The sequence below is a fragment of the Halalkalibaculum sp. DA3122 genome (assembly GCF_043951865.1).
Classification (GTDB): Bacteria; Bacteroidota; Rhodothermia; order Balneolales; family Balneolaceae; genus JAMQKA01.
In genome coordinates this window covers 107,106-131,440 of sequence record NZ_JBINJF010000008.1, presented here as the reverse complement: position 1 = coordinate 131,440, position 24,335 = coordinate 107,106, and the positions used below count along the sequence as shown (strand labels likewise).

Genomic DNA, 24,335 nt, shown 5'->3' with positions numbered 1-24,335 from the left:
ATTATGAAGATCCATGAATACCAGGCGAAAGAAATTCTGAAAGATTATGGCGTAGCGGTCCCGGATGGCATTGCCGCCACCAGTGTAGATGATGCGGTTGAGGCCGCTGAAAAATTGAAAAACAACGGGGCCACGCTTTTTGTGGTAAAAGCGCAGATCCATGCCGGCGGTCGAGGTAAAGGACGGACCAAAAACAGCAATTCAAAGGGCGTTATCCTGTGCGATTCCGTCGATGAGGTTAAAGAAGCGGCCGAAGGGTTGCTGGGGGACACGCTGGTTACTGTACAAACCGGGGAAGAGGGCCAGAAAGTCCAGCGCATCTACATTACGGACGGAGTGGATATTGAACAGGAGTTCTACCTCGGTATTTTGCTGGACCGCGCCAAAAGTAAGAACGTGATTATGGTCTCCACCGAAGGAGGAGTAGAGATCGAAAAAGTGGCAGAGGAAACACCCGAAAAAATTGTAAAAGAGTGGGTAGAGCCCGGGATGGAGCTTCAGCATAACCAGGCCCGGCACCTCGCCTTTGCACTGGGGCTTGAGGGCGACGCATTCAAAAAAGCGGTCAAGTTCATTATGGCTCTTTATGAGTGCTACCAGCAAACCGATGCCAGCCTCGTGGAAATCAATCCGCTGGTACTTACCCCCGGCGGGTATGTGATTGCGCTCGATGCCAAAATGACTTTTGATGACAACGCCCTGTTTCGCCACAAGGATATTGAGGAACTGCGTGATGAGTCAGAGGAAAATCCCATTGAGCTGGAGGCGGCTGAATTCGGACTTAACTACATCAAGCTGGATGGCAACGTCGGCTGCATGGTTAATGGCGCCGGGCTTGCGATGGCGACCATGGATATCATTAAACTTTCCGGCGGTGATCCCGCCAACTTCCTGGATGTCGGCGGAAGCGCCAACGTGGATACGGTAAAAAACGGCTTCCGAATTATACTGGAAGATCCGAACGTAGAGGCTATCCTGATCAATATTTTTGGCGGTATAGTACGTTGTGATCGTGTAGCCAACGGCATTATTGAAGCGATTAAGGATGAAGAGATCGCCCAAAAGGTGGAAGATGTCCCTATTATCGTGCGGTTGCAGGGCACCAACGCTGAAGAAGCGAAGAAGATTATCGATAACTCTGATCTTAATGTGATTTCTGCGGTACTGCTCAGGGAAGCGGCTGATGAAGTTTCAAAAGTACTGGCGGCCTGACCTGCATTTTCACAAGTATTCCGGTTCTGTTACGGTACTCCGTTAAAGAGCGTATGCTGCTGCGGCTCAATAATTAATTCGGGTGTTAAACGCGGCAGGACTCCAGCCGGAAACTGCACCTTTGTAAAAACGTGCCGGATTCAACAGGTCCGGCGCGTTTTTTTAATTCAACGTGAATTTCAGAGAGGTAAACCCAGGTTTTATACCAACGGTTGTGTTGCCAATCTGGGTATATCTTTGCATTCGAAATTCTTATTCAGCAGATATAAATTTCGGCTGCGAATATACCCAGGTGGGAATATGGATGTAATCTTTGCTAAACACCCTCTTAAAAGAAGAAGGTTATGAGAAAGAAATCATTTCGCTATTCCGCATACATACTGGTAATAGTGAGTGCCATATTTTTCGGGGGGCGTTCATTCCTTTACTACACCCTTGAGGAAGAGGCGATCGCCACGCGGCCCAACGGATCCGAGACCCCCGAACAGTTTGGTGCTCCTTCTGAGCAGTTTGTATTCGAAAGTCACGGACGGACCCTGCACGCTTCCGTGGTGCACGCCGAAGAGGCAGACAGCACCACGCCGGCTGTTCTGCTTTATCACGGCCGGCGCGAAACGATTTCGCGCTGGGCCGAAGTTCAGGCGCTTTTGTATCAGCACGGGATTACCTCAATGGTGTTCGACTATTCCGGCTTCGGCAACAGCAGCGGCGAGCCAAGTATCGAAAATTTGCATAACGATGGCATCGCCGCCTGGCAGCATTTTGTTGAGCATGTAGCCCGCAGCGGCCAACCCAAAATAGCACTGGGCCACTCCCTGGGTACCGGTATCCTTATGAGCGGGGTAGACCAGCTGAATCCCTCTCCCTCCCTGGTGGTTCTCAGCGCCCCGTGGTCTACCGCCCGCTCCGCCGTTATTCACCTGGGGATGGCTCCTGAAGAGATATACTATCTTCTCCCCGATGTATGGAACAATGTGGAAGCTGCCAAAAATGCCAGGAATATGGAGATCCCACTGCTGGTTGTGCATGGAACCGAGGATCGCATCGTTCCCATCGAGATGGGTCGCGAGGTAGCAGCGGCCGGGGAGGGTCAGTTCATTCCGCTGGAGGGCTATGGTCACCGCGAGATCGCCCGCCGCCCCACCACAGAGTTGTGGTCTCCGGTCTTAGAGGCGATACAGGCCCACAGAAACTGATACTACCTCTGCGGGTAAAATCCCAAAATCGGTGGCAGTGCTATCTCAAGAATCGGGTGTTGTGGATGCCTGTACACAGGTTCAAGGCTGAGGAGGATAATATTCCGGGGATGGTTTTTTCTGTAGTGGCGCTATTGTGTATGTACGAATGTATAGTTAAGTGTAAATTATGTACATTGATGTTTGATAAACCGGTGAAAAATCGTCATTCAGGCACGCAATTATGAGTAAAAAACGCAATTCTGTATCGCCCCGAAGGGGAAAAATAATTGAGGCACTGGAAGAAGCCGGAGAGGCGTTACAGATTCGTGAAATTGTTGACAGAACTGGGTTGGAATACAATAATGCGCGCAGTGCTCTCTCCGAAATGACAAAAATGGACCTGCTGGTACGGGTGCATCGCGGTGTCTACGACTTGCCGGAACGTGTTGAAAAGGCAGAGATGGAATCACCTGACCATCCACTTCAAAAAATATTGCTCAACCAGCAGATTCTTAAAGTACTCCTCAATATCGTGATCACAAACAAGTCTCTCATGGAGGCGCTGCTGCTGGGTCAGCAGGAGATTATCAGTACTATCCGAAAAATCAGTCCTGAAAATAAAGAAGGGGAAGAGGCCATTAATGACCTGGAGGAGATTTTTGCCAAGCGGGTGGAGTGGCATTTTGATATCGCTGCAGAACAGGTGGTGGAACAGTATACCAAGCTGCCGGAGGAGGTGCTGGACGTGCTGGTAGCCCCGCTTACCCGCGATAAAGAGTCTGAGGGCAGCTTGATATCACGACTCCGCGAAAAGTACAAGTCTCGTGAAGAACACGAGGTCGAACCTGGACAAGCGGAAAATCCGTCGTCCAGTTAGAATGCCTGCGGGGCCTTTGAAAAGCCGAAGCAAGATCCAGTACAGACGCGACTTGTCGCTTCTCAACGAGCTCTCACGCCAGCTGCGGCTGGAGCGGACGCCCCATTCACCGTCTTGATCTTTTATGGATCAAGCCAAAAGAAACACCTCTTTCATCAGAATAAACTTCTTTTTCTTTGTTGGGACTTCCTAATCGGCTTTCCCTGTTCGTTGTTTTCAAAAATGAGCACCTCAATCACCGGTTATGAATTGGTAGATCATGATTTGGTATTTGTCTGGGGAAGAAAGTCCTGTTTATCCCCTTGCTCCCTCATACCAAGTCAATTTTTGGGTGAGCCGATCCGACCAAAAAATTTGAGTATAATATTCATCAACCTTTTTATTCACTTTCCCAAAATTCTTTATTACTTTAGATTCGTTCTAAACAAGAAGTTCAAAGTCATTATTTATGCAATCTTACAGTACTATCGCACTGACGTTTTCCTTAACATTGTTGGCTGGGATATTTTTTGTGACCGGTTGTGATCAGGGAGAGGGAGGGCAGGAAGCAGAGCGCCGGCAATTTGCCAAGGTCAACCAGGAGGAAACGCCCGAACTGGCGGAATATATGCAGCATATCCGCCGGTATACACATAAGCTGAGCCTGTCGATAAAGGAACGGAACAGCGATCTGGCCGACTTTTACATGCACGAACTACAGGCTTCTGCCCTGGCGGTAAAGCAGGATGTGCCCGGCTACGAGGGGTACGATATCGCGTATTTTACGGAGTTGATGTTTGATCCGGCGGTTGATACGCTTCGCACTTCACTGAGTACCAGAAACTGGAAATTAATTGAAGAAGATCTGGATAATCTTGTCAACTCCTGCAATACCTGCCACAACGCCACGGGACATGGATTTATCAATGTGACCTCGGGAATGGAAAAGAATCCCTACAACCAGGTCTTCAAACCGGAAGAGTAGGATGGTTTGGAATTCCTGAAGGCCACCGGCTTTTCCTGTCGGTTTACAGGGTGAAACCGGGACGGTTTTTCTGATTCGAATCCGTAGTGAATGTAGTTAATCTATGCACATCCGCTTTGATCAGAACGAACGGATACTAGCCCGTATTTCTCACGATAATGTATGCACAAATCATGTACCCTAGAGGCAGGCAGTATCTTACATCATATGTTACCGACCTTTTTAGTTGACAGGGTGTAAAGCGGTGGGAGATTTGTTCTTCAGCTGCGTTAAAGGGAACATCACCTGCTCAACGTACAACGGTACCTCAGCACGGCCATTTCCTCTTTGCCTTGCTGAAGAACAAATTTCCTGGCGAGAAATCCAGGCCGGTGTCGGGTCAAATCCTGGATTTCAGCTGTTAACGACAGAACGCGGATACCACCGGTCAGGCTGATCTACACAGGTAGATCATTTTTAAACGGGCTGTTGGAATATCTATTTAGCGGTAAATCAGCAGCATTAGTGTTACCTGTGTTCCAGTATCCAGCAAATCCGAATGGCTATGGTTGCTGGACACTGGTGTTTTCCTAACTGGACTGACGTTTATAGTTCACTGTTCACGGAAAAAGTCTTATGTTTGAGTCCGATTAATCAAATCCGAAAACGACAGATATTTTTTCATAAATACAGATACGATACATTATGGCAGATCAACGACGGGTTGTAGTAACCGGCATGGGCGCACTTACGCCGCTCGGGCACAATGTAAATGACTACTGGAATGCTCTGAAAGCGGGTACCCCCGGAGCAACGAGAATTTCAAAATTCGATCCCTCGGAATTCCGAACACAGGTGGCCTGTGAACTCAAGGATTTTGACGCCGGCGACTACCTGGAACACAATACAATACGGCGAACCGATCCATTTACGCAGTATGCCCTGATTGCTGCGGACGAGGCTATCGAAGACTCCGGTCTCGAGGTGGAGAATATGGATCCGTTCGATGTAGGAGTTATATGGGGAAGCGGCCAGGGCGGCATGGAGATTTTCGAGGAAGAGGTGCGAAACTACGCGGAGAATGACTACAGTCCCCGTTTCAGCCCGTTTTTTGTCCCCAAGCTGATTGTCAACATGGCATCCGGGATGATTTCGATGCAGCACGGAATGATGGGAATCAACTATACAGCCGTTTCAGCATGTGCCACTTCCAATACGGCGATTATGGATGCGCTGAACTACATTCGTTGGGGCCAGGCAGATGTCATCGTTACTGGGGGGTCGGAAGCCGGCATTACCGAAGCGTGCGTGGGCGGGTTTTCCGCGATGCGGGCGATGTCTACCCACAACGAAGATCCCCAGCGTGCGTGCCGGCCGTTTGATGTGGACCGCGACGGGTTTGTGATGGGTGAAGGAGCTGCGGCCCTGGTGCTCGAGGAATATGAGCATGCCAAAAAGCGCGGGGCCCCGATCTATGCCGAAGTCGTCGGCGCTTCCATGACGGCCGATGCCTACCACATGACGGCTACCCACCCGGAAGGGAAAGGGGCCAAAGAGGCGATGCGGCGGGCCCTGGACGAAGCGGAGATAGCTCCCGAAGAGGTGGACTATCTGAATTGCCATGCCACTTCCACCCCCGTAGGCGACCTGAGCGAGATAAAGGCGACGGTCTCTCTCTTCGGAGAAGAGCCCAAGAGCCTGCACATCAGCGCCACAAAATCAATGACGGGTCACCTGCTTGGGGCTGCCGGTGCCGCTGAAGCGGTCGCTTCTGTCAAAGCGATACGGGAAGGGATCATCCCGCCGACAATCAATACCGAAGAGATGGATGAGCAGATTCCCGATACCCTGAATATTGTTCTCAACGAAGCGGTTGAAACCAACGTGGATGTGGTGATGAGCAATACCTTCGGGTTTGGAGGACACAACGGAATTGTAGTGTTCAGAAAGGTATGATGAGACTTCCGCCGTGTAATAAAAAAACCTGCCGGATTTTCAAAGCCCGGCAGGTTTCTTATTATCGATGAACCATACTGTAAAATTACTGCTCTTCATTGCGTTTGTTGATCACCCATGCAATCAGCACGCCGATCAGGATGCCGGCCACGAGCAACAAAAACCCAAGCATGTTACTTTGCATTTGAAGCATAACTCAGGGATTAGGGGTTATAAATTACATTCCTTGTTATAATATAAGCCGCACGAATTGCCCTTTCTATGCCAACATCTAGAAAAAGGAAGGCCTGAAAAAATCGATGTACCTGTCTTGCCAATTATTTGATAACCCGTTGACTTAGTCGCTTCTCAGCACTGCCGTTTTGCATACTGGCAATAAATAAAAAACCTGCTTCCCATTGGAAAGCAGGCTGTGTGATGACAGTGCAGTGGATTAGTGCTTATTCATAATCCAAACTTTGAACGTTGATCGCACTCAATCCCTTGGGTGTTTCTTCAACTTCAAATTCTACATTCTCTCCATCTTCAAGTCCTTGGTTGTAGCCAAGATTTTCGACGTTGTTTCGGTGTACAAAAATATCTTTGCCACCTTCGTTAGGTTTGATAAATCCGAAACCTTTTTCCGTATCAAACCATTTTACTGTACCTTGTTGCATAATAAATATAGTAGTGTTTGGCCACCATACGTAGAATGAACTAATGCAAGAATTGCGTTATCGCGTCACTTAATATCAGAACACCAGCCGCAGGTGGGAATTAAAAATAACATTAATAATAAAGGGATAGCTCAGGAATATTCCAAATAAATATTACAGAAAATAGTACCGCCCGCCGGTTTAATCGGGGTTTTGCGTATGTGGCAAAAATAAATATAGGTTTCTGAACTATTCTTTGTACTTTGTGCTCGTTCTGAAGTTACACCATTCCCGCTTTTAGGTGTTTGGTTTACTGGTTCCTTACATCCCTTCTTTATTGAAGTCTGTCGGTGCCCGTTGGTTACAAGCGTTAAGTGGGATCAGGCACACGCCGGATTGGCGTGTTAACGTAGCAACAGGTACTTATTCATTTTTTAATTCAACAACCTGATTAGACAGATTTCTCAACTAACATCCTGAACAGGGTCTTTCCCTGGACAACTACCCGCCGTATCGCTCTACAGCGATAGCAGAGGGGAGCTTTACGCTTCTCATGGGTGAATGGTATAGAACCAACGATACCCTGGAGTTAACAAGCCGTTCCGATGGGAGTGGCGGAGTTACCGAGAGATCGTTTAGCCGGGTTTCAAACTCAATACTTTTTTGATGAACGAATCAACATTTAACGAACTCCAGCTCAGCGACGAGCTGTTACGTGCAATTACTGAAATGGGCTTTGAAGAGCCTACCGCGATACAGGAACAGTGTATTCCCAAAATACTTGAGGGGTCTGATCTCGTGGGACAAGCCCAGACGGGAACCGGCAAGACGGCCGCATTCGGAATCCCGATGGTGCAAAAAATCGATACCGACAGCAAAAATGTGCAGGCGTTGATACAGTGTCCCACGCGAGAGCTGGCGATCCAGGTTACAGGCGAGCTCATCAAGCTGGGCAAGTTTGTGGGGGGCTTGAAAGTTGTTCCCGTCTACGGCGGGCAGTCAATCGGCCAGCAGATAAAAGCGATAAAACGGGGTGCGCAAATTGTGGTTGGTACTCCGGGCCGTACGATCGATCACCTTCAGCGGGGTACCATGAAGATCGACAACCTGAACATGATTGTCTTTGACGAAGCGGATGAAATGCTCAATATGGGCTTCCGCAACGACATGGAAAAGATACTGTCGTATACGAACGGTCCCATTCAAACCGTGATGTTTTCTGCTACGGTTCCGCGGGCGATCCGCGATATCATGAATCGCTATATGGATAAACCCCAGACGGTGACCATTGAGCGGGAAGCGATTACGGCTCCCAATATTGAACAGTACCTGGTGGAGGTACGCGATTCTGTACGTACCGATGCGATTTGCCGATTTATGGACACCAATGACTTCACGCTGGCCCTGGTGTTTTGCAATACCAAGCGGAAGACGGAGTCGCTTACCAATGAGCTGATTTCCCGCGGGTACGGCAGCGACTTTATCAATGGCGACCTGAGCCAGAACCAGCGCGACCGCGTTATGGACAAGTTTCGCAAAAAGCAGATCGATATTCTTGTTGCCACCGATGTGGCCGCCCGCGGTATCGATGTAGAAGATGTGGATGTGGTCTTTAATTATGATGTACCGCAGGACCCGGAATATTACGTGCACCGTATCGGCCGCACCGGGCGTGCAGGACGCTCCGGCAAGGCAATTACGTTTACATCGCGCCGCAAGAACAAGCAACTGAAGACGATAGAGCGGCAGATAAAAAACAAGCTGGATTATCTGGATATGCCGAGCAGTGCGGAGGTTCGGGAATCGCGCTTGTCGAGCCATATGGACGAGGTTGTCGAAAGCCTGGAAAAAGGAGGCCTGGGCGACTGGATCGATCAGATAGAATCATTTACGGATACGGATGAACGGTTCACGACCATTGAAATAGCCGCCGCTCTGCTCAAGTTGAAAACGGGCGAATTGGAGGAAAAGAAAAACACTCAGCCGTTCAAAAATAACAAGGTTGACTACAATGATGACTCAATGGTGAAACTTTTCTTCAGCGTTGGTAAACAGAACAAGGTTTATCCCGGAGACATTGTGGGGGCTATTGCGGGTGAGACCGGAATTCCCGGGAATGTTATCGGCAATATCGATATTCGCCGAAGCCACTCATTCGTGGATATCCCCGGAAACTATGTGGGCCAGGTTATCCAGGGAATGAATAAAAACAGCGTGAAAGGCCGAAAAGTGAACGTAAAAGTAGCCTGATTCGGTATTATTATTGTTTGTATTTCAGCCTCATGGCAACACGTCATGAGGCTTTTTTATATCCAGTCTATTCGGCGAACAGTTGCAACTTCTCGAAGCCCGGGTCTAATATTACGGTATATGCGCTTTTCCCGTGCCGTTTCACAGCACGTGGCGCGACCTCTTTTCCGTCAGCTTTGCAATGGCCGGGCTTAAACGGCAGCCCGATAAAGGTCACCTCGATATGATTGTACAATGGATTGTAGGCACCCTCACTGCCTGCCGACAGCCGGATGCCCTGGCTGTTGGACTCAAATCGAAATATCGTGTGGCGGTATTCTCCCTTTTTATACCCGTAACCCTGCCCGGTATCTTCATAGAGCGGGCTCTCTGCCGGCTGATCCCCGTGGTATACCAGTAATCCCAGCTTTTCGGGGTCTTTTTCCCCGGTGTACTGCATTAATTCCCGCATCGGCAAGACGGTTCCCGCTTTGATAAAAAAGGGAATGTTCGACAGGGGCGTGTTGATGTCGTGTTTTTGTCGTCCCGCCAACCGCGTATCATCCCAGAAGTGGTACCAGTCTCCCTCGGGGAGATAAATTCTCTTGGTTTTCCGGTTTTTTTCAAGAACCGGGCTCACCAGGATCTGGTCCCCAAACATAAATTCATCCGCCGCATCCAGGGTATGGGGATCTGACTGATCGTGAAATGCCAGGGGACGCAGTATGGGCGTCCCATTTTTAACGTACTGGCGGAAAGCGGTATAAAGGTAGGAGAGTAATCGATACCGAAGGCCGATGATTTCCCGGGCAATAGTGGTGGTTTTCTCGCCAAATGACCACGGTTCCTGGTCGAGCGTTTCCTTGGTTTTCTTTTCTTCCACCTCCTCCTCGTTAACCGCGGCGGCTCCTTCAAGGTGGTACCCCATGCTGTGGGTGCGGAACAGCGGATGAAAGATGCCCAGTTGCAGCCAGCGGGTGTAAAGCTCGGAACTTGGCCGATCCACAAAGCCCCCGATATCGGTTCCGCAAAATGAATAGCCGGAGACACTCAGCCTGAGGCACTGCTCGTGCCCCAACCGCAGGTGATCCCAGCTGGCGATGTTGTCTCCGGTCCATAGTGCGGCATAGCGCTGCCCCCCCGCAAAGTTGGCACGCGTCAGCAGGAAGGGCCGTTTCGCAGGTGCATGTTTTTTTATGCCCTGCAGCGAGGCCCGGGCCATCTGCATGCCATAAATGTTGTGAGCCTTTCGGTGGCTGCACGGGTGCCCGTCAAAATGGTGCCGGATATCGTCCGGAAACGTTTTGCGCCGTACCTCAAAGACGGCCGGCTCATTCATGTCGTTCCAGATTCCGCTGATGTTCAGTTTTTTGATAAAATCATCATACAGGTCGCCCCACCATTCGCGTACTTTCGGGTGGGTGAAGTCGGGGAATACCGTTTTGGGCGGCCACACAGGACCGATCATCAGTTCTCCGTCGGGACGCCTGCAAAATACGTCATTCGTCCGCCCATCCTCGTACACTTCATATCCCTTTTCTGCCCGTATGCCGGGATCCACCATCACGATGGTCTGGAATCCTTCCTCTCCCAGGTCTGCGATCAGCTGTTTGGGATTGGGAAAATAATTTCTGTTCCAGGTAAATACCTTGTATTCATCCATATAGTCGATATCCAGGTAGATCGCATCGCAGGGTATCTCAAGATCGCGAAAGGTGCGTGCAATCTCCCGCACTTTTTTTTCGGGATAGTAACTCCACCTGCACTGGTGGTAACCAAGTCCCCACAAGGGCGGCAGTTCCGGGGTTCCGGTCAGCCGGGCATAGCGCTCGGCTACAGACCGCAGTTCCGGTCCGTTGATGAAGTAATAGTTCATCTTTCCGCCTTCCGAAGCAAAAGTGAGGGTACGGTCCTTGCGCGAGTCAAAATCAAAGATCGACCGGTAGGTATTGTCCAGGAATATGCCGTAAGCCCGACCATCATGCAGCGCCATATAGAAGGGCACGGATCGGTAGAGTGGGTCATCCCCCCGTTCAAAACCATAGGCATCGGTATTCCAGTTTTCATATGAACGTCCCCGCAGATTCTGTTTAATCGCCTTGTCGCCCAGCCCGAAATACCGGGCACCCGCCGGGGCTTCCTGCGAAATGGAAACTTCAGTAGTGCCCTTCATCAGGGTTTCGCGTTTGTAGTAGCCCCGGTTATCCGCACAGAGGAGATGCTCCTCTGCATTGTAAAAACGGACCAGCATCTGCTCTTTGGACACCCGGCAGGTGACGGCAGAGGTGCTTATTTCAATATGGTCCGGTTGGTTCTCCAGCGTATATTCCCCCGGCGGGGGATCAAATCGGGGATCAAGGGCGTAAGAAAAGTCGCTCCGGGTGTCCCCTTCCGTGGTATAGGTCAGCTGAAGGATGTCCGGAGTCACTATGGTAATATTGAGCTCAATATTGTTGTCAGATGTTAGTGTTACTGTATGTTCATCCTGCTGAACTGAAACGATGGTACCGGGCCTGAGCCGTGTTGCCACATCCGGATATCGGGGAGCATCCTCCGCTACCTGCAGATCTTCTATCTGTTTGTTTGCCATTGGCCGTGTATTCTTGTTATTACATAAGAGGTGCCTGTGTTCTCAATGTGCACCGCACCCGTGATTGTCAAATGTGATGTTGTTGCCCGGCGGGAGTTCGCAGCGCGTTCACCCGGGGAAGTTGGGAAAGAAGATGAATAATAGTGGAAAAAAACCGGTTTTTTGAGTCGTCTTTCCAGGGGGTCCTGATAAATCTGCTAAAGAAGATACCCGTTTGCCAGTTCAGTATATTCCTGCACCTGCTGCCGTCTCCACTCTTCACCGGTCTGGAGCTCATCCGCCATCAGGGCGGCTACCGTTTCGGCCATTTCTATACTGGCGCGGGCGTCCAGCAGCAGGGCCCGGGTGCGGCGGGCCAGTACATCCTCTACTGTTCGTGCCATTTCGCTGCGTACTGCCCAGACCACCTCGGCGGGGGTATAGGGCAGGTTGGGATGGATCGGCTCGCCCCAGCCGGGATGGTCCTGCGCAATTTTTTTGAGTGAAAGGGCATCAGAACCGTACATTTCAAAGGGCTCGGCGGCCTCGGAATTTTTAAGCCATCCGTGCAGACGGAGGTTCTCCGTATTGGATTTCCGCTCATCAAGTCCTGCCACCAGGGCTGCCTCATCTACGGTATCTTCGGCCATCTTGCGGTAAGTTGTCCACTTTCCTCCCGTGATGGTTACCAGCCCTGAGGGGTCGATCAGCAGTGTGTGATCCCGGGATATCGAGGACGTATCTTTGCTCCCGCCCCGCGAAACCAGCGGCCGCAGACCCGCAAAAACGCTGAGCACATCTTCCGGTTCCGGGTCTTTGGTAAGATAGCGGGCCGCATGGGTGAGGAGGAAATTGATCTCCTCCTCCTGGGCCCGCGGTTCCAACGACGGTTCATCGATAGGGGTATCGGTGGTTCCCACAATAATGCGATTGTGCCACGGCACCGCAAAAAGAACGCGCCCGTCATCGGTTTTGGGAACCATTATGGCACTTTCGCCGGGTTGGAACGATTTGTCCAGCACAATGTGGACACCCTGGCTGGGCTGGATAATCCGATTGTTGTCGGGATTGTCCATTTTACGGATGCTGTCGGTGAAAATACCCGTGGCGTTGACGACTACCCGTCCCTGGATCTCAAATTCGTGGTCTTCCTCCTGGTCCTCCACTTTTACGCCCGTTACCAGGTCATTGGCCTTGAGCAGGCCGGTAACTTTCATATAGTTGATGCCTACGCCATCATGGTCAAAAAGGGTCTGAACAAGATTTATCGCCAGCCTGGAATCGTCAAACTGGGCATCATGGTAGATAACCCCGCCGTTCAGATCTTCCGGTTCCAGCGTGGGAATGTATTTCAGCGTCTCTTCTTTGGAGAGGTGTTTCGAGGGACCCAGCCCCAGGTCGCCGGCCAGCTTGTCATAAATTTTGAGGCCTATTCCATAAAATGGGCCTTCCCACCAGTCGTAATTGGGTACAATGAACGACTGGTTTTTGACCAGGTGCGGCGCATTTTTGCGAAGTAAGCCGCGTTCCCGGAGGGCTTCCAGGACCAGTGCCACATTGCCCTGCCGGAGATAGCGTACCCCGCCGTGGACCAATTTTGTGCTTCGGCTGGAGGTGCCCTTGGCAAAATCGTGCTGTTCCAGCAGCAGTGTTCGGTACCCGCGTGAGGCCGCCTCCACCGCCGTCCCCAGGCCGGTTGCGCCTCCGCCGATTATAATGAAATCCCATATGTCGGGATCCTCTTTTAACTGATCTACCAGTTTATTTCTGTCCATAATGAGCTAAAATTTTAAAATTCGAGAGAATGGATGTACAAAAAATGACATCAAATCCATGTTAGTCTTTTTTCCATCCCTTGGCCCGTTCTACGGCCTGGTGCCACCCGGCGTACATCTCATCAACTTTGGAACGCTCCATCCTGGGCTCGTATCGCCGTTGGATTTTCCATTGTTGAGAAATTTCCTCCCGGCTTTCCCAGAAGCCGACTGCGAGCCCGGCAAGGTATGCCGCCCCGAGCGCGGTGGTTTCGGTTACTTCGGGACGAATTACGGGCACCCGCAGCAGGTCAGCCTGGAACTGCATAAGCAGATTGTTGACCGAGGCGCCCCCATCCACGCGCAACTCTTTCAGGTTGATCCCCGAATCGGACTCCATGGCTTTGAGCAGGTCGGTGGACTGATACGCGATCGACTCGAGGGCGGCGCGCGCTATATGAGCAGCAGTGGTTCCGCGGGTAATCCCGGTCATGGTACCCCGGGCGTGGGGATCCCAGTGGGGGGCTCCCAGCCCGGAAAAAGCCGGCACCAGGTAGACTCCATCGGTACTTTTGACCCGGGCGGCCAGGGATTCTACCTCAGAGGAGGATTTTATCAGGTTCAAGCCGTCGCGGAGCCACTGCACCACCGCCCCGCCGATGAACACGCTGCCTTCCAGGGCGTATTCCACCTTGCCATTTTGCTGCCAGGCTATGGTGGTCAATAAGTTGTTCTCCGACCGTATCGGTTCGGAACCGGTATTCATAAGCATAAAGCAGCCGGTCCCGTAGGTGTTTTTGGCCATGCCTTTTTGGGTACAAATTTGACCGAAAAGGGCGGCCTGCTGATCTCCGGCAATACCGGCTATGGGAATTTCGGTGGCAAACATGTCGTCTGCAGTTTTTGCATACACTTCGCTGCTCGAGGCTACATCGGGGAGCATGCTTTCCGGGATGTCAAGAATTTCCAGCAGCTCAGCATCCCATTCCAGCTCATGAATGTTGTATAGCAGCGTACGGCTGGCATTGGTAACATCCGTGATGTGCGTCTTTCCGTTGGTCATGTTCCATATCAGCCAGGAGTCGATGGTCCCGAACAACAGGTCTCCCTTCTCCGCTTTCCGGCGGGCGTCTTCTGCGTGATCCAGTATCCACTTTATTTTGGTGCCCGAAAAGTAGGGATCGAGTACGAGACCCGTTTTTCGCTGGAACAGGTCGCCGAGTCCCTCCTCCTCGAGCTGGTCGGTCAGGGATGCGGTGCGCCGGTCTTGCCAGACGATCGCGTTGTAGGCCGGTTCCCCGGTTTTTCGATCCCATACGACGGTCGTCTCCCGCTGGTTTGTAATGCCGATGGCCGCGATGTCGCGGGCCTTGACGCCAGCTTTTGATAGAACTTCGGCAGCTACCGATACCTGTGAGGACCAGATTTCGTTGGGATCGTGTTCGACCCATCCCGGGTGGGGAAAATATTGTTCAAATTCTTTTTGGGCTACCGATACAATACGGCCCTTGTTGTCAAATAGGATAGCGCGTGAGCTGGTGGTTCCCTGGTCGAATGCAAGTATGTATTGTTGGTTACTCATGTTCCCTGGTTTATTAAAACTTCTGTTTTTGTTCACTTGTCTCTGGCTTCCAGTCTCTTTTTCCCGGAATGGTCCCGGACCTAAAATTTTTTGGGTGCCCACCTGCCCGGCGCGTCGTTCATGACGAACTCCATTCTTTCAATGGTACAACCATGCTTGTGTGAGGAATGTGGATTCATTCCATATACCGGGTTTTTGTCCACTTTACATTAAATAAATAGATGTAATTATAAAAATGCCGTTAGCCTGCTTTTTTACGGAAAAATTGGTTTGCCCTTTGGCGAAGCAGGCGGGACAATATTGCAGTCTTGCACACGCTGTTGATTAATGTGGATCACAAAATTGCAAAGCCCTCTGCAAACTATTGTGATACATGCAGTGAAAGTATTATTGCATAAATAATCGTGAAATGCGCGTTAAAAAATATTTAGCGGGCTATATGCTCTCGCCCTCCACCCGCTATTCCGTCAGCATGTCAGAATAGGAGGTACTCACCAGGTCATCGTCCGAAATATTGAACAGCTTACGGTAAAAGTTACATTGTTGGCGAAGCGTCAGTTCCCCGATATTTCCATTTCGGTCGATCGCTTCAATCTCTACAAAGGTACCCAACCCGCGAACCTTGTCAATATGAAATTTTACGTTGTCGACAAAGTAGATTTCACGCTGTTTGTAGACGATTACCTTCAGGTCGAGGGCTGCCGTCAACAGGGATTTTATCTCTTCAGAGTGTTCAAAGGGCACCAGTTTGATGGTTGAAGACGTTGGATCCGGGGTATCCGCCCGCGCGTAGAAAATGAGGTTATTTTCGATGGTCCCCTCCCGAAGCTTTAACCGTCCGCCGGGGACTTTAAAGTAGGTGTCGACCTGGTGGTCCGTTCCCTTGAAATCGGCTCCCCGTTCCTCAAGGAGCGACCGTATGCGGTCGGGATTGCGGCACCGCGCTTTGATTTCAACATTCAGGATATCCATAAAAAACTAATTTGCATGTAGGTTCTGACTGTGCTCATGCGACCGGGTCCACTTCGTCTGTCTCCACCCCTGCCCACGCCAGGTATTTTCGGCGTATCTCGATGATGTGCTGTTCCAGGGTCTCTTTTTCCCAATCGGTTGTATCAATGGGGGGATGAATATGAGCGGTGGCCTCTCCAGGCCTGGTAAGCAGTGAGCTGCCGGCACTGAGTTCCCGGTTTCCTTCAAAATAGATTGGTACAATCGGGTAGTCCAGGTCTACCGCCATATGAAAGGGCCCTTTTTTAAAAGGACCGATAATCCCGGGATGTTTTCTGGAGCCTTCGGGGGCCAGTAATATGGAGAGCCGTTGTTCCCTGATTCTCCGATAGGATTTTTGCAGGGTGGATATCGCCTGTTTGCGGTCCTGCCGCTTGATAAATACTTGTCCGGTCAGTCGCCCCACGATAAAGAAAAGTGGATTGTACTGCAGCTCCCATTTGGCCACAAACCGAATACGGGGAAGTCCCAGTGCAATAATCGTCAGCAGGTCTACCGTGGAGCTGTGGTTTACCAGGTAAACAGCAGGCCTGTTAACCGGCTCTCCATGCTGTTGAATATTGAACCGGATGCCGGAGGCGGCAAATACCGGTTTCATCATCAGGGGTCCAATTTTTTCCATCAGAAAATTGGTGAGTTTCCCGACAGAAACGATCAGCAAGAGGGCAATAACCGGCGTTGCCATGAGAAAGACAAGGAAGAAAACGGTAATCCCGAACAGGCTCCTGATAATGTTCCACAACGTAAGTTCTGACCGGTCCATGCAGTGTTTTCGTTAGCTTTCGGCTTGAATATATCGATGCTTTCCGGGTAATGTTAATTCAACACCGGACCCGGAAAAGCTTGTCCGGCTATGGTGCCCTCCCATTCCAAGGGATGAAAGGGTAACATCGACTGAAACTGAATCCGGCGGTTGCTGGTGATGTCATCGTTTTCGACCGCGGCTCAACAAGCCGATGACTACGCTGAAGAGAGCAGAGCCGAGTATGGACCAAACGATGGGAAAGGTTTCCCCGTCGATATTTATGGGAAGGAGGTACGTTAGTCCGAGCTCGGCAGCCATCCATTTGCCGATTAGGGCCCCGATAAAACCCACTGCTGCAGATACCAGGCAGCCTCCCATTGAATAACCGGCTATACTTTGACCTAGAGCCCCGCAGATAGCGGCGATTACCAGTAGAATGAGAAAGCCGGAAAAAGTCATAATATGCTGTTTGTTGTATTTCCGTAAATTGGAATTCCACGCAATTTTCAGGGGAATGGCTGTCCCGGTTTAAAGAACCGCCGCTAAAACAGCGCGATGCCACTCACTGATCTTCCTGCAATACCACCGCTGATTCCAGGGGCTTGATGACAACCTTGTCTTCGGGATCGAACAGCAGCCGGTTATCGGTGTGAACCAGGTATCGCTCCCCGTTCAACATGACATGGTAGGTGATGTCGTGGCCCTTGAATTCCCGGTTGACGACCGTGCCCACGCCTGAATCGAGTTCAGCGCCGTTTGGCTTTTCCAGCGTAAGGTGTTCGGGACGTATTGAGCAGAGCACGCGCCCCCGGGCACAGCAGTTGAGATGCAGTTTGCCAAGTTCAGTCATCACTTCTTCCTCTCCCGCGGCCTCCACACGGAACAGGTTGGTGCGCCCCAAAAACTGGGCTACAAACTTGGTTTTCGGCTTGTAGTAGACCTCTTCCGGGGTGCCGACTTGTTCGATCCGCCCATCGTTCATCACTGCAATGCGGTCGGCAAAGGAGAGGGCCTCCTCCTGGTCGTGGGTAACCAGCAGCGCACTCATGCCGGCTTTTTTCAGGATGCTGCGCACCTCCTTGCGGGTGGATTCCCTCAAAACCGCATCGAGGTTTGAAAATGGTTCATCGAGCAATACAAGTTTGGGCTTGGGAGCGATGGCGCGGGCCAGGGCCACCCGCTGCTGCTGCCCACCCGAAAGTTCGCTTGGGTTTCGGTCTTTATAGTCGCCCATGCCTGTCCGGCAAAGCACCTCTTCAGCGTAGACATGCCGTTTGTGTTTAGGAATATCGGTAAGACCGAATGCGACATTGTCGATCACGGAAAGGTGGGGGAACAGGGCGTAGTCCTGGAATACGAATCCAATGCCCCGGTCCTGGGGGGCTACGTGCCGGTCGGGGGACTCGAGCAGTTCTTCTTCTACATAAACTTCCCCCTCGTCGGCGCGTTCGAACCCGGAAATAAGCCGCAGGCAGGTGGTTTTGCCACAACCACTGGGGCCCAGCAGCGCAAAAATTTCATTTTCCCTGACTTCGAAAGTCACCGAATCTACCACCGGCCCGTTGTCATCAAAGGCCTTGGTCAAATGGTCTACCCTGAGTAGTTGTTTCATATTTTGTTCCATTCACGCGAAAATAAAAGACCGACAAAAAGCGTCGAAAATATTAAGATTGTAAATGCAAAAGGTGCGGCTTCCGCAAACATCGCTTCGCCGGTATAGGACCATACGTTTAACGCAAGCGTATTGAATCCTATTGGAGAAAGTAAGAAAGTTATCGATAATTCTTTCATGGCGGATAAGAAAACCAAAGATGCCGATGCAATAATTCCACCGGTAAGCAGCGGAAGTGTAACTTTTACAAATGATTTGAACGAGGAGTATCCCAGCGATTTTGCCGCATCTTCCAGCTGGGGTGGCGCCTGGTACAGCGAACTGCGTATAGGACCGATCCCCTCCGCCAGAAAGTGGAGCGAATAAGCAATTACCAGCAGCAGGAGCGTTTGGTACAAAAATGGAGTTACATAGAGCGAAAAGAATACAAATGCCAGGGCAAAGGCTAGAGGGGGCGTCGCATACCCCAGGTACGCCACCCGCTCCAGCAGGTTGGTCAAATTGCTTTTGAAGCGCACGCCCACGTAGGCGATGGGCAGGGCCATAAGGGTGGTAAGCAGCGCCGCGGGCGCCGAAGCGGCCACCGAATTCCAAAATGAAGACAGCAGGTCATCGGAAAGCTCGGAGAAAGGGACCTCATTCAGCCAATAGCCGATGGATGAAAGTGGAAGCAGAATGGCCACCAGGGAGAATAGAACGACAAAGGCATAGGCGGGGAATTTCCAGCTCCCGAGCTCCAGGTATTTTCGTTCCCGGCTGGCCCCGCGTCCGAGCCGGTAAAAAATGGCTTTGCGCAGCAGACGGTACTCAAGGACCAGGGCTGCGGTGGTCAGGGCGAGCAGCATCAGGGCGAGCCAGGCGGCGTAAATGCGGTCGTACGCCGCTACATACTGAAGATAGAGAGCATAACTGAAGGTCTCGAACCGCATCAGTGAAACGGTACCGAAATCTCCGAATACGTGAAGGCTGACCAAAAGAAAACCTGCCAGAAACGCCGGTTTCAGCTGGGGGAGAATGACACGAAAAAAAGTGGACTTGGCATCGTGACCCAGCGAACGGGAGGCCTCCTCTATCGAGGGATCCATCCCCAGCAGAGCTGTTCGAAGATTCAGGTAGAGATAGGGAAAAGTGCAGATGCTGAGCACCAGCAGCGAGCCCCAAAATCCGCTGGGGCGCGGAACTATAACCCCGAACCAATGGAAAAAAGTACCGTTATAGCCCCCCAGTCCCATAAAAGCATAAGCCATTACATAGCCCGGCATCGCCAGGGGAATAACCCCGAGCAGGGTAATCAGTTTGCGCGCCCGAATATTAGAGCGCGCGGAAAGATAAGCCAGTGGCAGTGCCATCATGGTATCCAGCACAAGTACACCCCCTGTAAGCAGGAGGGTATTGGCGAGCAGCCGCAAATTGCGTACCCGCAACACCACATCGTTCAGAGTTTCTGCCGAGGCCCCGAAAGCCCTGATCAAAAGGTAGAACAGTGGCAGCAACACGCCTATGGAAATAAGGAGAACGGGTACAAGGAGGTACCAGGGAAGCGTATTTTTTTTATGTAGTTTTATTCCCAGAATCGATTACCTACAGGTAAATTGAATTTGAAAAAGCAGTTGAGTCGCGAACAGTCTGCGTGATTCAACAGGCGTTAACAGTGTTAATATCAATGGCAAGGAGCTTTTCTATACCAGCTGAAAATTTAGACCAAATCTAAATAGATAGGCGTTTCTACGCAACTTTAAAGTGAAGATCCGATGTGGAGTGGGTACCCTGTTAACCGCCCGGTGGTAAGATGCTTGAGAAGAGTCTGTGGAATAAAAATATTTTTAGAAATATATAATATCTTTATGGTTATATTATGCTTTAATATCTTTAAAACTCATAGCACAATTATTTATCGGATGAGAGTGTGATAAATAATTTGCATCGGGAGTTAAATAACTCTGCAACTTAATTTTTTTGCCATGAAATCATTTTCAGTCTACCTGTTAACTACGATTACGTTGGTTGTAATGCTAAGTGCATGTGGACCAAGCCAGGAAGAGCAGCGGCAGCGTGAACAGGCCCGTCAGGATTCGCTTGAACAAGTGCGCCAGCAAAAACTTGAGCAGGCACGCCAGGACAGTATCGCCCGGGCCGAACAGGCGCGTGCTGACAGCCTCGAAGCCGCCAGGAAAAAAGAGGAAGAGGCACAGCAAATTGAATTCGATCCCAATGGCCCGCTGGCCGTACAGGTAGAAGCGTGGCGCTCCCGTGATAAGGCGGAGGGCCAGGTTTCAAAATGGCAGGAGCGCGGCTTCCCGAATGCATATGTCGTAAAGCATGGAAATGAAGAAACCGGTGATATCTGGTTCCGGGTGCGGCTGGGCAGAGTTTCCACCGCAGAGATGGCCGACAAGATTGGCAAGCAACTGCAGGAAGAATATGATGAAAAGTACTGGGTTGCAGAAGTTCAGGGAGAAGGGACTACCCCCGATGCGTCTGACTAGATGCTTGTTAAATAAATTTCAGAAAAGCACCGGTTGCCTGACCGGTGCTTTGTTTTTATGAGATACCTGCTAAGATATACCTGTATCTGCTTGGTTGGTATATCTGCGATGGCATTAATGGGGTGCCGCAACACCCAAGAGGCGGTGTATCCCACTGTAAACTATACGCAGTACCAAACCTACCGCTTAGGGAGCAGGGCGATGGTTGGCAGCGAAAACCCTCTCTTTAAGTGGGCCCAGCTTTCCTCAAGGATTGAGAAAGCACTGGAGTTCCATTTACCCTCGGCGGGCTTGGATTACGCCTCTATCGGTTCGGAGCCCGACCTGATAATTTTTTATTACGTTGTTACAGAGACTGGTACGGAACCGCCCATGGTGAACTATCTGGTCGGGTGGAAGGCCGCCCCTTTTTTGGCCCGGGGCGAACAATTCTCTGAATATGAAGAAAACAGGCTGGTTCTTGATTTTGTGGATGCCGCGAACGACGAATTGGTGTGGAGGCGCAGCACCGACCTTTCACTGAAAAGCGAAAAAGAAGCCTACCGGGAACTCTCAAAAAAGATCCGTGAACTGGTCCGGAAGTACCCGCATCCGCCGCCAAAAAGTTGATGACTACGCAACGGGAAAACATTTGAGAGGGGTTTAGCCGTCTCATTTCGTTTAAAACCCCGATTTCTCCTCTTGTGGAGTGAACCACGTCAATTTGCGGCATAGGTGTTTAGGCCTATAAAAATATTTGTGTTCCTATTGTTTTATTCCTTAAATTACGGTGCGCTCAAGTAGCGTCTCTCTTGATGAATAGTCAGGACCTCACACCTGATACGTGTGAGGTCCTATTTTTTTGAATCCTTTCTGAGAAAGCCCCGTATAAATCTCATGCCCCTCCCAGAGAAAGTTCTTTTTCGGTGGGTTGTACAACTTCTTTAAATAGACACGATGGATAATCGCAAAATTTTTTATGTTTACGAGTCAGTAAAATTAATGGCGTTTTCTTAAATCCTTACCAGCGACGAAATGAAAAATTTTAGTATTAACCATCGGCAAGTAGAGTCATTCGATGTGTTGGAGCTCAGTGGCGAACTGGATGCCCATACCGCTTCACACCTGGAAGACTCTTTGCGTGAACTGATCGACCGGGATAAGTACCATATCATCGTAAATTGCAGTGATCTGGATTACATCGCCAGCGCGGGGTTGGGGGTGTTCATGGCCTATATTGAAGATGTGCGCAGCCTGGGAGGCGATATAAAGCTTACCAACATGAACGCAAAGGTGTACAACGTCTTTGACCTGCTGGGGTTTCCCACGCTCTACGACATCCTGGATGATGAAGAGGAAGCGATTGAAAAATTTGAGAATGAACACTAAAACCTGCCAAAAAATTGCCGAAGCCTAATTCAATATACAGTATGAGGGTTCAAGCTTCGACGGAGCACCTGGCAGAGGTACGAAATTTTGTGGCTAAACACGCCACCGATTTTGGCTTTAACAAGCAGGATGTCGCTGATATTCGCCTCGCGGTAGATGAAGCCTATACCAATATCATCAAGCATGCATACAACAATGATGAAAACAGATCGGTAGATATAAAACTGGGATATAACAGTAACGAATTCTGGGTATCGCTGCTGGACAGCGGCCAGAACTTTGACCCTTCCTCCTATTCTAAACCCAATGTGCGTGAAAAGATTAAACAGAAAAAGCGGGGCGGAGTGGGGGTATACCTGATTAAAAGGCTGATGGACGATGTTGAGTACTCCAAAGAGGGCACGTTAAATAAAATTCGTATGACCAAAAAGAAATAAATTGTTTTGAGCCAGTCATATCATCAGATGGAAGATCGACACAGCCGTTTTGAGTTAAAAACCCTTCTCGAGACCTCCCGCCTGCTTATCGAGTCGCACGATATGGATTTTGTATTGAACAACCTGCTGCTTATCACCATGGGCAAGCTGTTGATCACCAAGGCGATGGTATTGATCTACCAGCCGGCGGAGGGCAATTACGTGGTCACGAAGTCGAAAGGCAGGAATTGTCCCGAAGAGGGAACAAAAATATCATTTCCCGAGCCCGAACGGGTCAAGGAGCAATCCATAATACGGCAAGACCTGGATGATGTAGCCCTGCCCGAAATAATTGAGGGAGAGACCCAGTGCACGCTGTTCAACCTGCAGACCAGCAATCACCACCTGGGATTTTTGTGTCTGGGTGCAAAGGGAAACAAGCAGCCGCTAAGCGATCATGAGCAGGAGTTTATCGAGAGCCTGGCTATTATCTCTTCCGTGGCTATTGCCAACTCGCGGATGTTTACCGAGCTGCGGCGCATCAACCGGATGCTGGATCGCAAAGTGTATGAGTTAAACACCCTGTTTGATCTGAGCAAGGATTTTAACATGATGGTGGACCGCGATGAGATCGTGCGGATCTTCAAGTTCGCGATGCTCGGGCAGATGCTCATCCGGAAGTTTTTCTTCATTTTGGAGCATGAAGAAGAGCGTTCGCTGGCCGCCTCAAGTGGTATAAAGGGCCAGCCGTCCCAAGAAGAGATAGATACGCTGTTCAATTTTGAAGAGGATCTTGTTGAGGTAGATGAATCGGTGGAGGAGGATGTCCCCTTCCTCAAAAAAAATGAAATAAAAGCGGTTATCGGTCTTAATTTCCAGCGTGATACCATTGCGCTGGTGGGAGTGGGAGCCCGTGCCAACGGGGAGGATTACACCCGGTCAGACTACAACTTCCTGCGCTCACTGGGGAACTTGGCCCTTCTTTCCATCCAGAAAAGCTACCTGTTGGAGGAGCGTATCGAGAAGGAGCGCATGGAGGAGGAGCTGAATATCGCCAAAACGATTCAACGGGGACTCCTGCCGGACCCGATCCCTGAAATTGAGGGGATCGACCTATCCGCTACGAATGTCTCTTCCTACCAGGTCGGGGGCGACTATTTTGATGTTGCGCAAACCCCCGATGGCAACTACCTGTTTGCCATTGGAGATGTCACGGGCAAGGGAGTACCGGCCGCTCTTCTCATGGCCAACCTGCAGGCGATGTTGCATGTACTGCTGCCTATTGAAATAACGCTGGCCGAGGCTACGGATCAGATCAATGACATCATGTATGAGAATACGCCATCGGACAAGTTTATTACCTTTTTCTGGGGGAAGTACTATAATGAGGACAAAAGCTTCAGGTTTGTAAATGCCGGGCACAACCCACCGATATGGCTGAGGAAAGGAGAAAATGAGTCCCGCGAGCTGGAGGAAGGTGGATTGATCCTGGGGGCGATGCCAACAACGACTCCCTACCATGAGGAGCGCATCATTCTGTCTGAAGGCGATATCCTGGTTTTTTATACCGACGGGGTGACGGAAGCGATGAACCCGGAGCAAACCGAGGAGTATGGAGAGGAGCGGCTTCTGGAGTGTGTGCGCAAAAACAGGGATGGGGCGGCCAAAGAGATCCAGGATGCCATTATTCAGGAGGTCAATGCATTTTCAGAAGATACTCAGTATGACGATATCACCCTGATCGTACTCAAAGTGCTGTAGC

20 protein-coding genes are annotated in these 24,335 nt (G+C 50.5%); 11 read left to right on the top strand and 9 right to left on the bottom strand.

Annotated features, from left to right (window positions below; genetic code table 11):
- Window positions 1-3 precede the first annotated feature (3 nt).
- The 5 genes from sucC to fabF all read left to right on the top strand — a co-directional run bounded on the left by sucC (window position 4) and on the right by fabF (window position 6,166).
- Window positions 4-1,212 carry an ADP-forming succinate--CoA ligase subunit beta gene (sucC, locus tag ACG2F4_RS07840; RefSeq protein ID WP_395259665.1) on the top strand — a complete coding sequence of 403 codons (1,209 nt, stop codon included), beginning with the start codon at window positions 4-6 and terminating at the stop codon, window positions 1,210-1,212.
- 344 nt (window positions 1,213-1,556) lie between these two features.
- The gene (locus tag ACG2F4_RS07835) at window positions 1,557-2,408 is read left to right on the top strand and encodes an alpha/beta hydrolase (RefSeq protein WP_395259664.1); all 852 of its coding nucleotides are present in this window, start codon (window positions 1,557-1,559) and stop codon (window positions 2,406-2,408) included.
- A gap of 223 nt (window positions 2,409-2,631) precedes the next feature.
- Window positions 2,632-3,267: a hypothetical protein gene (locus ACG2F4_RS07830; RefSeq protein WP_395259663.1), complete on the top strand. Its 636-nt coding sequence runs from the start codon at window positions 2,632-2,634 to the stop codon at window positions 3,265-3,267.
- Window positions 3,268-3,760: 493 nt separating this feature from the next.
- A complete protein-coding gene (locus tag ACG2F4_RS07825; RefSeq protein WP_395259662.1) occupies window positions 3,761-4,231 on the top strand; it encodes a hypothetical protein in 471 nt (156 codons plus the stop codon).
- Window positions 4,232-4,915: 684 nt separating this feature from the next.
- Window positions 4,916-6,166 (top strand): beta-ketoacyl-ACP synthase II, encoded by a 1,251-nt coding sequence (fabF, locus tag ACG2F4_RS07820; protein WP_395259661.1) that lies wholly within the window; start codon window positions 4,916-4,918, stop codon window positions 6,164-6,166.
- Window positions 6,167-6,606: 440 nt separating this feature from the next.
- On the opposite strand, the gene ACG2F4_RS07815 is transcribed toward fabF, so the two are convergent.
- Window positions 6,607-6,822, bottom strand: a complete 216-nt coding sequence (locus ACG2F4_RS07815; RefSeq protein WP_310684212.1) for a cold shock domain-containing protein — start codon at window positions 6,820-6,822, stop codon at window positions 6,607-6,609.
- A gap of 645 nt (window positions 6,823-7,467) precedes the next feature.
- Here ACG2F4_RS07815 and ACG2F4_RS07810 point away from each other — a divergent pair.
- Window positions 7,468-9,051, top strand: coding sequence for a DEAD/DEAH box helicase (locus tag ACG2F4_RS07810; RefSeq protein ID WP_395259660.1), 1,584 nt, complete (start codon window positions 7,468-7,470; stop codon window positions 9,049-9,051).
- Between the two features lie 67 nt (window positions 9,052-9,118).
- Here the strand turns inward: ACG2F4_RS07810 and ACG2F4_RS07805 are convergent, their stop codons facing one another.
- The 8 genes from ACG2F4_RS07805 to ACG2F4_RS07770 form a co-directional block, all read right to left on the bottom strand.
- Window positions 9,119-11,620 carry a glycoside hydrolase family 31 protein gene (locus tag ACG2F4_RS07805; protein ID WP_395259659.1) on the bottom strand — a complete coding sequence of 834 codons (2,502 nt, stop codon included), beginning with the start codon at window positions 11,618-11,620 and terminating at the stop codon, window positions 9,119-9,121.
- A gap of 197 nt (window positions 11,621-11,817) precedes the next feature.
- Complete coding sequence (locus ACG2F4_RS07800; protein ID WP_395259658.1) at window positions 11,818-13,374, bottom strand: glycerol-3-phosphate dehydrogenase/oxidase; 1,557 nt, start codon at window positions 13,372-13,374, stop codon at window positions 11,818-11,820.
- A 61-nt stretch (window positions 13,375-13,435) separates the two neighbouring features.
- The gene (gene glpK / locus ACG2F4_RS07795; RefSeq protein ID WP_395259657.1) at window positions 13,436-14,935 is read right to left on the bottom strand and encodes a glycerol kinase GlpK; all 1,500 of its coding nucleotides are present in this window, start codon (window positions 14,933-14,935) and stop codon (window positions 13,436-13,438) included.
- Window positions 14,936-15,394: 459 nt separating this feature from the next.
- Complete coding sequence (locus ACG2F4_RS07790) at window positions 15,395-15,907, bottom strand: class IV adenylate cyclase (RefSeq protein ID WP_395259656.1); 513 nt, start codon at window positions 15,905-15,907, stop codon at window positions 15,395-15,397.
- 34 nt (window positions 15,908-15,941) lie between these two features.
- Window positions 15,942-16,709 carry a lysophospholipid acyltransferase family protein gene (locus tag ACG2F4_RS07785; RefSeq protein WP_395259655.1) on the bottom strand — a complete coding sequence of 256 codons (768 nt, stop codon included), beginning with the start codon at window positions 16,707-16,709 and terminating at the stop codon, window positions 15,942-15,944.
- A gap of 162 nt (window positions 16,710-16,871) precedes the next feature.
- Window positions 16,872-17,150, bottom strand: coding sequence for a hypothetical protein (locus ACG2F4_RS07780; protein WP_395259654.1), 279 nt, complete (start codon window positions 17,148-17,150; stop codon window positions 16,872-16,874).
- A 103-nt stretch (window positions 17,151-17,253) separates the two neighbouring features.
- Window positions 17,254-18,303, bottom strand: coding sequence for an ABC transporter ATP-binding protein (locus ACG2F4_RS07775; protein WP_395259653.1), 1,050 nt, complete (start codon window positions 18,301-18,303; stop codon window positions 17,254-17,256).
- Complete coding sequence (locus tag ACG2F4_RS07770; protein WP_395259652.1) at window positions 18,300-19,775, bottom strand: ABC transporter permease; 1,476 nt, start codon at window positions 19,773-19,775, stop codon at window positions 18,300-18,302. The genes ACG2F4_RS07775 and ACG2F4_RS07770 overlap by 4 nt, the downstream gene beginning before the upstream one ends.
- 489 nt (window positions 19,776-20,264) lie before the next feature.
- Between ACG2F4_RS07770 and ACG2F4_RS07765 the strand changes: the two genes are divergently transcribed.
- The 5 genes from ACG2F4_RS07765 to ACG2F4_RS07745 all read left to right on the top strand — a co-directional run bounded on the left by ACG2F4_RS07765 (window position 20,265) and on the right by ACG2F4_RS07745 (window position 24,334).
- Window positions 20,265-20,789 (top strand): SPOR domain-containing protein, encoded by a 525-nt coding sequence (locus ACG2F4_RS07765; protein ID WP_395259651.1) that lies wholly within the window; start codon window positions 20,265-20,267, stop codon window positions 20,787-20,789.
- A 90-nt stretch (window positions 20,790-20,879) separates the two neighbouring features.
- Complete coding sequence (locus ACG2F4_RS07760; protein WP_395259650.1) at window positions 20,880-21,398, top strand: DUF4136 domain-containing protein; 519 nt, start codon at window positions 20,880-20,882, stop codon at window positions 21,396-21,398.
- A gap of 405 nt (window positions 21,399-21,803) precedes the next feature.
- Window positions 21,804-22,157, top strand: coding sequence for an STAS domain-containing protein (locus ACG2F4_RS07755; protein WP_395259649.1), 354 nt, complete (start codon window positions 21,804-21,806; stop codon window positions 22,155-22,157).
- Between the two features lie 41 nt (window positions 22,158-22,198).
- Complete coding sequence (locus ACG2F4_RS07750; RefSeq protein ID WP_395259648.1) at window positions 22,199-22,594, top strand: ATP-binding protein; 396 nt, start codon at window positions 22,199-22,201, stop codon at window positions 22,592-22,594.
- A 27-nt stretch (window positions 22,595-22,621) separates the two neighbouring features.
- Window positions 22,622-24,334 (top strand): SpoIIE family protein phosphatase, encoded by a 1,713-nt coding sequence (locus ACG2F4_RS07745; protein ID WP_395259647.1) that lies wholly within the window; start codon window positions 22,622-22,624, stop codon window positions 24,332-24,334.
- The last annotated feature ends 1 nt before the right edge of the window (window position 24,335 follow it).

Bases quoted from the DNA above. Each gene is read 5' to 3' on its own strand.
- sucC (WP_395259665.1), top strand. From the start codon at position 4: ATGAAGATCCATGAATACCAGGCGAAAGAAATTCTGAAAGATTATGGC.
- ACG2F4_RS07835 (WP_395259664.1), top strand. From the start codon at position 1,557: ATGAGAAAGAAATCATTTCGCTATTCCGCATACATACTGGTAATAGTG.
- ACG2F4_RS07830 (WP_395259663.1), top strand. From the start codon at position 2,632: ATGAGTAAAAAACGCAATTCTGTATCGCCCCGAAGGGGAAAAATAATT.
- fabF (WP_395259661.1), top strand. From the start codon at position 4,916: ATGGCAGATCAACGACGGGTTGTAGTAACCGGCATGGGCGCACTTACG.
- ACG2F4_RS07815 (WP_310684212.1), bottom strand. From the start codon at position 6,822: ATGCAACAAGGTACAGTAAAATGGTTTGATACGGAAAAAGGTTTCGGA.
- ACG2F4_RS07810 (WP_395259660.1), top strand. From the start codon at position 7,468: ATGAACGAATCAACATTTAACGAACTCCAGCTCAGCGACGAGCTGTTA.
- ACG2F4_RS07805 (WP_395259659.1), bottom strand. From the start codon at position 11,620: ATGGCAAACAAACAGATAGAAGATCTGCAGGTAGCGGAGGATGCTCCC.
- ACG2F4_RS07800 (WP_395259658.1), bottom strand. From the start codon at position 13,374: ATGGACAGAAATAAACTGGTAGATCAGTTAAAAGAGGATCCCGACATA.
- glpK (WP_395259657.1), bottom strand. From the start codon at position 14,935: ATGAGTAACCAACAATACATACTTGCATTCGACCAGGGAACCACCAGC.
- ACG2F4_RS07790 (WP_395259656.1), bottom strand. From the start codon at position 15,907: ATGGATATCCTGAATGTTGAAATCAAAGCGCGGTGCCGCAATCCCGAC.
- ACG2F4_RS07785 (WP_395259655.1), bottom strand. From the start codon at position 16,709: ATGGACCGGTCAGAACTTACGTTGTGGAACATTATCAGGAGCCTGTTC.
- ACG2F4_RS07780 (WP_395259654.1), bottom strand. From the start codon at position 17,150: ATGACTTTTTCCGGCTTTCTCATTCTACTGGTAATCGCCGCTATCTGC.
- ACG2F4_RS07775 (WP_395259653.1), bottom strand. From the start codon at position 18,303: ATGAAACAACTACTCAGGGTAGACCATTTGACCAAGGCCTTTGATGAC.
- ACG2F4_RS07765 (WP_395259651.1), top strand. From the start codon at position 20,265: ATGAAATCATTTTCAGTCTACCTGTTAACTACGATTACGTTGGTTGTA.
- ACG2F4_RS07755 (WP_395259649.1), top strand. From the start codon at position 21,804: ATGAAAAATTTTAGTATTAACCATCGGCAAGTAGAGTCATTCGATGTG.
- ACG2F4_RS07750 (WP_395259648.1), top strand. From the start codon at position 22,199: ATGAGGGTTCAAGCTTCGACGGAGCACCTGGCAGAGGTACGAAATTTT.
- ACG2F4_RS07745 (WP_395259647.1), top strand. From the start codon at position 22,622: ATGGAAGATCGACACAGCCGTTTTGAGTTAAAAACCCTTCTCGAGACC.